We start from the raw sequence: 9,644 nt of genomic DNA on the forward strand, positions 1-9,644 counted from the left end.
AAATAATCTGCTTTTTTGCTTTTATAGGGGTTGGGCAGATGAATGATGAGTTGTTTTATCTTATAGAAGCGATTCAGAGAAATACTACAATCGAATATATATATCCTTAAATATAAATCACTTTAAATTGTAACAACTTAATTGATAAAATTATGAATGACCGAAGAAACTCATTTTTTAGACTGTTTCTCCTGATTCTGTTGTGTTTGGGCGTCCAGTCACTACGGGCGCAGACAGTTACAAAGGTCTTTAAAAATGAGCCGCTGAAGGCGGTATTGAAAGAAGTTGAGCGGCAGACGAAGTACTCCATTATCTATAAAACGGACGAGGTTAATGAAAACAAGAAGATAACGGCTTCCTTTCAGCAGGCAACTGTTAATAATGTGCTTGCTACTGTTTTGGATAAGGATGTAGAGTATAAACTACAAAACCGGATGATTATCATCACAAAGAAAACAGAACGTAATACTACTGCCGTCCCATCGCAGCCTTTACATCGGGTTACGGGGAAAGTGGTCGATGTGAACGGTGACCCGGTAATCGGTGCCAGTGTACAGGTGATGGGACAGTCTATGGGAACGATCACGAATTTGGATGGTGAATTTACATTATCCTCGGTTCCGGCCAATGCCCTAGTCGTTGTGTCCTATATTGGATTTGAGAAGAAAGAAATTAAAGTCTCCGACTTGCAGAAATCTTCGAGAGTAATACTCCGGGAGGATACGGCTACGCTGGAAGAAGTGGTGGTGGTAGGCTACGGTACTCAAAAGAAAATAAACCTGACGGGAGCTGTTGCAGTAGTAGACAGTAAAGCGATGGAAGACAGACCCGTGCCGAGAGCCTCACAGATGTTGCAAGGGACTGTGCCCAATATGAATGTAACTTTTGGGTCTGGGTATCCGGGAGCTTCGGCAACTATCAATATCCGTGGTGTGAATTCTATCAGTGGCAATGCATCGCCATTAGTGCTGATTGACGGAATAGAAGGGGATATCGACCGCTTGAATCCGAATGACATCGCTTCTATTTCCGTATTAAAAGATGCATCTTCGGCCGCTATTTACGGGGCTCGTGCTTCTTATGGTGTTATCCTCGTGACTACCAAGGAAGGCTCCGCCCGCAAGACTACCGTTTCGTATGATGGAAGATATTCATGGAGCAATCAGACGACTTCTACTGATTTTGAAACCAGGGGATATTATTCGGCAGGCATCAACGACTTGTTTTATACCAATTATAACGGAAAGCCTTATACCAACTATACGGAAGAAGACTACCGCCAGCTTTGGTTGCGCCGGAATGATAAAACGGAGAATCCCGAACGTCCCTGGGTAGTTACCGACCAACGTGACGGAAGAGATACATACGTCTATTACGGTAACTTCGACTGGTATAATTATCTTTATCGTAAAAACAGACCGATGTGGGAGCACAATATCAGTGTCAGTGGGGGAAATGAAAAGTTGAACTATTATTTATCAGGAAATACAGTTGACCAAACGGGTATCTTCAGACAGAATCCTGATAAATACAAGGTGTATAATTTCAGAAGTAAAATCTCGGCAAAGATCACTCCACGACTGACAATCAGCAATAACACGAAGTACCATTATAATAGTTACTCTTATCCGGGATTATCGGGTATTAATAACAACTTCAATACTGCGGTGAATCATGCACTGGCGAGCTTTGTACCCATTAATCCGGATGGCAGTGCGGTGTATCTGACTTCGTTGAGCAATTCTGCTGTTTTGGATGGCATGGGAGCTATCCTTGCTTATGGAAAACATAAGAATGAAGACCAGCGATATGAGTTTTCTACGACTTTCGAAGCAAGTTTCAATGTAATGAAGAACCTGAATGTCCGTGCAAACTACAGCTACCTGCACTATAACTATCAGACCATGAACAGAACAGTAAATGTACCATATTCCAAATATCCGGGTGAGATATCCTATCTGACTACCGGAAGCGGTGTGAATCAGTTGAAGGAAACACAGACCAATCATTGGTATCAGGCTTTCAATGTTTATGGTGATTATATGCTGGATATTGCCGACCATCAGATAAAAATCATGGCAGGTTACAATTATGAAACCAAGCGTCTGAAAGATATCAAAGTCTCCCGCCAGGGTTTGCTCTCCGATGACTTGAATGACTTAAATCTGGCAGTCGGAGATGCGATGACTATGTCCGGCGGACAGAATGAATATGCGCTTTTGGGAGCATTTTATCGTCTTAATTACTCCTATAAAGGAGGTCGTTACCTATTTGAGACAAGCGGACGTTATGACGGAAGTTCACGTTTCAGAAGCGGACACCGTTTCGGTTTCTTCCCCTCGGCTTCCGTAGGATGGAGAATCAGTGAAGAACCGTTTTTCGGGAATTTAAAGAAGAATATTGATAATGTGAAATTGCGTCTCTCATACGGTTCGTTAGGAAATCAGCAGGTAGGATATTACGATTATATCCAAACCATTAATACCAACGGTACAATGAATTATATCTTTGGCGATCAGAAGAAAGGCTCTTATGCAAGTGTCTCCGACCCGAATTCCGCCGACCTGACCTGGGAAACCGTTTCGACTTGGAACGTAGGACTGGATCTCGGATTCCTGAACAACCGCCTGAACCTGACTGCCGATGCCTATGTTCGTGATACTAAAGGTATGCAAACTTCCGGCAAAAAGCTTCCCGGTGCTTATGGAGCCAACGAGCCCAAGCAAAATGCAGCCAACTTGCGTACCAAAGGCTGGGAATTGATGCTGACTTGGAATGATGCTTTCAAACTGGCAAACAAACCTTTCCGTTATAACCTGTCCGTAGGCTTGGCAGATAATACATCGGAAATAACCAAATTCGATAATCCTTCCAAGATATTGAGTGATTATTATGTAGGTCAGAAATTGGGAGATATCTGGGGATATGTAGTAGACGGACTTTTCAGGACAGACGAAGAAGCGGCAAACTATAATGTCGACCAAACAGCAGTCAACTTCGTTATCAATACAGCGCAGGTGAATCCGGGACTTCACGCCGGTGATATGAAATTTGTTGATTTGGACGGCGACCATACAATATCTTCCGGCTCGAACACGGCAGATGATCCGGGCGACCGCAAAATAATCGGAAACTCATTGCCGCGCTATACATACAGTATTCAAGGTGGTTTCGACTGGTATGGATTCGACTTCTCCATCTATCTTCAGGGAGTAGGACATCAAGACTGGTATCCGGGTACTAATTCTGTATTCTTTTGGGGACCATACGCTCGTCCGTATTCATCGTTCATTCCACGCGATTTCTTGAGCCAGGTATGGAGCCCGGAAAATCCCGATGCTTATTTCCCACGTCCGATAGGGTATCTTGCCCTCGGCAATAACCGTTCTTTGGGAGTGGTGAACGACCGTTATTTGCAGAATCTGGCTTATTGCAGAGTGAAGAATATCACAGTAGGCTATACGATTCCCGCCGTATGGACGAAGAAGGTAAAGATAGAACGCCTGCATATCTATTTCAGTGGTGAGAATCTGTTTACCTTCTCTCCACTAAAGAGCGACTACATTGATCCGGAACAAGCGTCGGCAGAAAATTCCATCCAATCGGCAAATGGTAACGCAAAGTTGTATCCCTGGTCAAAGACCTATTCTTTTGGAGTGAACGTAACTTTTTAAACTAACTAATATTTGAATTATGAAACTTGTTTATATAGTATCTTGGTTGTTCGCGTTGGCGGTATCTTTCGTATCTTGCGACGATTGGTTGGATAAGACACCCAAAGACCGCCTGTATCCGGATGTATATTTCAAGACTGAAGATGAGTTGCGATTATTTACGAATCAGTTTTATAACAATCTGGTTCCGTCCGCTGTCGATATTTATTCCGAGTCGTCCGATTTGATTGTCAAGTCCGACTTGATGCTCGAAATGTCCGGACAGCGCATCATACCCGATGAAGGAAACGGTTGGAATTTTACGGCACTTCGCGATATTAATTTCTATCTGCAGTATTCCCATAACTGCACGGAAGTGAATGCCCGTAACCGTTACGATGGTGTTGCCCGTTTTTTCAGAGCTTATTTCTACTTTGAGAAGGTGAAGAGATATGGCGATATTCCCTGGTATGACAAAGCACTCGACTCGGATGATCCCGAATTGTATAAAGCCCGGGACTCACGTGAATTTGTCATGCAGAAAATGCTGGAGGACCTGGATTTTGCGATAGCCAATCTTCCGAAAACGAAGAATGCGTATGTACTGACCCGGTGGACGGCATTGGCTCTGAAATCCCGTGTCTGCCTGTTTGAGGGTACTTTCCGTAAATATCATGGACTGGAGGATTATGAAAAATACCTGAATGCTTGTGTCTCGGCTTCTGAAACCTTTATGAACGAAAGCGGATATACACTCTATAAATCGGGCAGCACACCTTACAGGGATTTATTCGCTTCCATAAATCTACAAGCGGATGAAGTGATTTTCGGGCGTGACTATGAAGCTTCTCTTTCTGTGCTTCATAATGTGCAGAATTATGAGAACTCCACCACAATGGGACGTCCGGGAATGAACAAGAAGATTGTGAATTCTTATCTGATGGCGGACGGAAGCCGTTTCACGGATAAAGCCGGTTATGAAACGATGACATTCGATCAGGAATGTCAGAATCGGGATCCACGACTGGCACAAACCATTCGTACCCCTGGATATACGAGAATCGGAAGTACAAAGAAAGAAGCCCCGAACCTGGCTTATACTATGACCGGATATCACCTGATAAAATATTCGATGACGGCTAACTACGATGAATATAATAAATCGTGCAACGATATTCCCCTGTTCCGCACGGCAGAGGTGTATCTGAATTTTGCAGAAGCAAAAGCCGAACTAGGCACTTTGAAGCAAGCCGACATCAATAAATCTATTAAATTACTTAGAGACAGGGTAGGAATGACTAACCTGGATATGGAACTGGCAAATTCAAAACCCGACCCGTATTTGATGAGTGCCGCCACAGGTTATCCGAATGTGAAAGGAGCCAATCAGGGAGTAATCCTTGAAATCCGTCGCGAACGAACCATCGAACTGGCAATGGAGGGTTTCCGTTATTACGACATCATGCGTTGGAAAGAAGGTAAACTATTTGAGAACGATCTGCTGGGAATCTATGTTCCCGGGCCCGGAACTTACGATTTAGATAAAGACGGTACGGATGATGTCTGTTTCTACGTAGGAACAAAACCTGCCGGAAATGTACCTTTATATTTAGAGATCGGCGAGCAGATTCGCTTGTCGAATGGCGAAAGTGGTTATATCATCTGTCATAGTCTGATTACCAAGAAATGGAATGAAGACAGAGATTATTTGTACCCTGTTCCTATCAGCGAACGTACTTTGTCCAATGGTGTGATAACACAGAATCCCGGTTGGAATGACGGATTGAACTTTAATTAATTAGATTCAGAAATATAAATTCTTATGAAAAATATGATTTCTTATATATGTCTTTTGGCAACCGTGTTTGCCAACTTGTCCTGTGCCGACGACATGGACAACTCTAAATTTGATAATATGATACCTTACGGTAAACAGGAAGTTTCCTATACTTATCCGAAAGGGGAGGGGAACCTTAGAGTGTTGACCTTTAATATAAGGCATTGTGCCGGTAACGATGACGTGATTAATTATGACAGGACAGCCGCTGTTATCAACGGAATGGAACCCGATGTCGTTTGCCTGCAGGAAGTGGACTACATGACTACCCGCAGTAATAAAGTCGACCAACTGAAAACCTTGGCGGATAAAACAGGCATGAATCACTATTTTAGTAAGTCAATCGCTTACCAGGGTGGTGAATACGGTAATGGCCTTTTGTTCAAAGGGACGCCGATCAGCACGAAGACTTATCCCCTTCCCGGTGCCGAACTCCGTTCTGCTGCCATAGCCGAATTTGAGAACTATGTAGTTATCTCCACCCACTTGGCTTTGGAAGAGAATAATAGAGTTGAATCTGCAAAACAGCTCACAGACCTTGCCAAAACATATAATAAAGTGGTTTATATGGCTGGTGACTTTAATGAGGACTTGATGAATGGCACATTCTTTACAGAACTGAAGAAAGAATGGGAGGTTGTCAGTTCTACAGAAAACACTTTTCCTACCGGACAGGCTACCAAACGGATTGATTTTGTCGTTACTTTGAAAACTCCACCTACCATTGTGGTAAAATCGAATGTAATATACAACCTGGATGGTGTCAACGTAGCAATAACTTCCGACCATTATCCACTTTATTGTGATTTTAAGAAGCCGACCGGACTTGGAGAATATCCGAAGGCAGAAGGTGACCTGCGCATAGGTAACTATTTCCTGACCTATTGTAAAGGTACAGATGGCGTGATTGATTACGACCGGACAGGACGTATTATCGCCAAAATGAATGCGGATATTGTCTGCTTGCAGGGACTGGATAAGGAGACGGAACGTTCGGAAGGTATCGACCAGTTGAACGTACTGGCACAGAAAGCAAATATGCATGATTACTTTGCTAAAGCCATTGATTATAAAGGCGGTGAATTCGGTGTTGGTATACTGACAAAAGAAGAACCTGTAAGTGTAGACAGATACCAAATGGCGGGAAAGAGCGAGATGCGTGCAGCCATGGTAGTGGAATATGAAAAGTTTGTAGTAGCCAGTACCAACTTCGATACGGATATGGCAAAGCGTATAGAGGCCCTTCAAACGTTAGAAACGAAACTGTCTGCCTATAATAAACCTGCATTCTTGTTAGGATACTTCAATGAGGGCGACTTGGAAAGCGAATTTTTCCAAATGGTGAAGAGTAACTGGAATCTTCTTAGTGCCGATAAGTCTACCGAAGTCAGTGGTAAGAAACGTCGCCTTGACTTTATCGTGTCTTTGAAGAGTCACAACGTAAATGTGACACAGGCTGATGTGATAGAAAGTCTGTCGGGAGTAGATGTGACCGTTGCTTCTACACATTATCCTCTTTTTTGTGATTTCTCCGGTTTAAAATAGAAACGTTATAGAGAGGCTGCACAGAGCTATGCACATATCGTGTGTAGAACTGTGCAGCTTCATTATATAGCTTATCAAACATCAAATGGAGTGGTATAAAAAAGGAGAAAGCGGTACATCTTGAAAACTATTCAGTTGAAGTTATCATTCTTTCTCCGATCTATGCCTTTATGGACTTTTTTCTCTCTTCATGCGGTCAATGAGAAATAATCGTGTAACTTTGTAAGCTGTTAGTGTAAAAACAAGAAGAGAAAAAATGATAGTTTGCATAGCCGAAAAGCCATCAGTAGCACGCGATATAGCCGAAGTACTCGGCGCTCATACCAGAAAAGAAGGATATATAGAAGGAAACGGATACCAGGTGACCTGGACATTCGGGCATCTTTGTACCCTGAAAGAGCCGCATGAATACACGCCTAACTGGAAATCATGGAATTTAGGTAGCCTGCCAATGATTCCTCCACGTTTCGGCATCAAGTTGATAGAGAATCCTACCTACGAAAAACAATTCCACATTATCGAGGGACTGATGCAGAACGCAGATGAAATCATCAACTGCGGTGATGCCGGGCAAGAGGGAGAATTGATTCAGCGTTGGGTGATGCAGAAAGCAGGTGCACGCTGTCCGGTGAAACGTCTGTGGATTTCTTCATTGACAGAAGAAGCTATCCGGGAAGGGTTTGCGAAGCTGAAAGATCAGACAGATTTTCAGTCACTCTATGAAGCCGGACTTTCTCGTGCGATGGGTGACTGGCTATTAGGAATGAACGCCACCCGTCTTTACACCATTAAATACGGTCAAAATAAACAGGTACTCTCTATCGGTCGTGTACAGACACCGACTCTGGCACTGATTGTCAACCGTCAGTTGGAAATAGCCAATTTCGAACCCAAGCAATACTGGGAACTGAAAACCAACTATCGGGATACCACTTTTTCCGCACTTATCCGCAAAAGTGATGAAGAAATTGCTGCGGAAGAAGAAAAGAACGGTGGAAAAAAGAAAATAGATAATCCGGGTATCGACCCTATCGCTAACCGGGAAGAAGGCGAGGCATTGGTAGAACGCATAAAGGATCTTCCGTTTGTAGTCACTAGTGTTGGCAAGAAAGATGGGAGAGAGTTCGCCCCACGTTTGTTCGACTTGACTTCTCTTCAGGTAGAATGTAATAAGAAATTCGCTTATTCGGCTGATGAAACGCTGAAACTGATTCAGTCTCTTTATGAGAAGAAGGTAGCTACCTATCCGCGTGTTGATACTACTTTCTTGAGTGACGATATTTACCCGAAATGTCCTGCTATCCTGAAAGGACTCCGTGATTACGAAGTCTTGACAGCTCCGTTAGCCGGCACTACACTTCCTAAATCGAAAAAGGTATTTGACAACTCGAAAGTGACGGATCACCACGCCATTATCCCCACCGGAGTCTATGCTCAAAACCTGACGGATATGGAACGTCGTGTCTATGACTTGATAGCCCGTCGTTTTATAGCCGTATTCTATCCGGACTGTAAGATTTCTACTACTACCGTCATGGGAGAAGTGGATAAGATAGAATTCCGGGTGACCGGAAAACAAATCCTGGAACCGGGATGGCGTGTCGTGTTTGCCAAGGAAGTAAAAGACTCTACCGAAGAAAAAGAAGAAGAGGATGAAAATGTACTTCCTGCTTTTGTGAAGGGCGAAAGTGGTCCTCATATTCCCGACTTGAACGAGAAATGGACACAGCCGCCCAGACCTTATACCGAAGCAACACTGCTCCGTGCAATGGAAACAGCCGGAAAACTGGTGGATAATGATGAACTTCGTGATGCCTTGAAGGAGAATGGTATCGGCCGGCCGTCTACCCGTGCTGCCATCATTGAAACACTGTTCAAACGAAATTATATCCGTAAGGAGAGAAAGAACCTGATTGCCACCCCGACAGGAGTGGAGTTGGTGCAGCTCATTCACGAAGAATTATTGAAATCGGCGGAACTGACAGGTATTTGGGAAAAGAAGCTTCGCGAAATTGAAAAGAAGACATACGATGCCCGCCAGTTTCTCGAAGAACTGAAACAGATGGTTTCGGAAATCGTGATGAGCGTACTTTCTGATAATACGAATCGACGTATTACTATTCAGGATGCAGTAGCTGCAAAAGCCGAAGAGAAAGCAAAGAAAGAGCCTAAAAAGCGTGAACGAAAACCAAGTACACCGAAAGAAAAGAAACCAAAAGCGGAAAAAACGACGAACGAAGTGAAGGCTGATTTGCCCGGTTCTCCGGCTCCGGTGGCTACAATTGCTTCAACTCCTTCTGCAACAGGTGGGGTAGATGCTTTTGTTGGCCAACCCTGTCCACTTTGTGGTAAAGGAACTATCATTAAGGGGAAGACTGCTTACGGGTGTTCGGAATGGAGAAATGGATGTACTTTCCGGAAGAATTTCTAATCTGTATTGGAATAAATTAAATCCATTGGCAGTATGGTTATATTTCCTGCCTCACTATTGCTTTTCACTGATTAATTTTGTATCTTTAGTGATTTTTATTCTTTCGGAGATAGATAGTCACCTTATAGAATGACAAATATCACCTTATACAGGGCAGACGCATTAAAAATTATTTTCC

Annotated in this window: 4 protein-coding genes; all 4 read left to right on the top strand. The window is 43.4% G+C overall.

Annotation, left to right across the window (positions count from 1 at the left end):
* Positions 1-152: 152 nt before the first annotated feature.
* The 4 genes from DXA54_RS21140 to DXA54_RS21155 all read left to right on the top strand — a co-directional run bounded on the left by DXA54_RS21140 (position 153) and on the right by DXA54_RS21155 (position 9,466).
* On the top strand, positions 153-3,674 hold the full coding sequence (locus DXA54_RS21140; RefSeq protein ID WP_004312402.1) for a SusC/RagA family TonB-linked outer membrane protein: 3,522 nt from the start codon (positions 153-155) through the stop codon (positions 3,672-3,674).
* 19 nt (positions 3,675-3,693) lie between these two features.
* Complete coding sequence (locus DXA54_RS21145) at positions 3,694-5,451, top strand: RagB/SusD family nutrient uptake outer membrane protein (RefSeq protein WP_004312403.1); 1,758 nt, start codon at positions 3,694-3,696, stop codon at positions 5,449-5,451.
* A 24-nt stretch (positions 5,452-5,475) separates the two neighbouring features.
* Entirely contained in the window at positions 5,476-7,035 is a 1,560-nt protein-coding gene (locus DXA54_RS21150) for an endonuclease/exonuclease/phosphatase family protein (RefSeq protein WP_004312404.1), read from the top strand.
* Between the two features lie 256 nt (positions 7,036-7,291).
* Complete coding sequence (locus DXA54_RS21155; protein WP_008650257.1) at positions 7,292-9,466, top strand: DNA topoisomerase 3; 2,175 nt, start codon at positions 7,292-7,294, stop codon at positions 9,464-9,466.
* Positions 9,467-9,644: the final 178 nt, after the last annotated feature.

Source organism: Bacteroides sp. OF03-11BH, assembly GCF_003604005.1.
Taxonomy (GTDB): Bacteria; Bacteroidota; Bacteroidia; order Bacteroidales; family Bacteroidaceae; genus Bacteroides; species Bacteroides ovatus.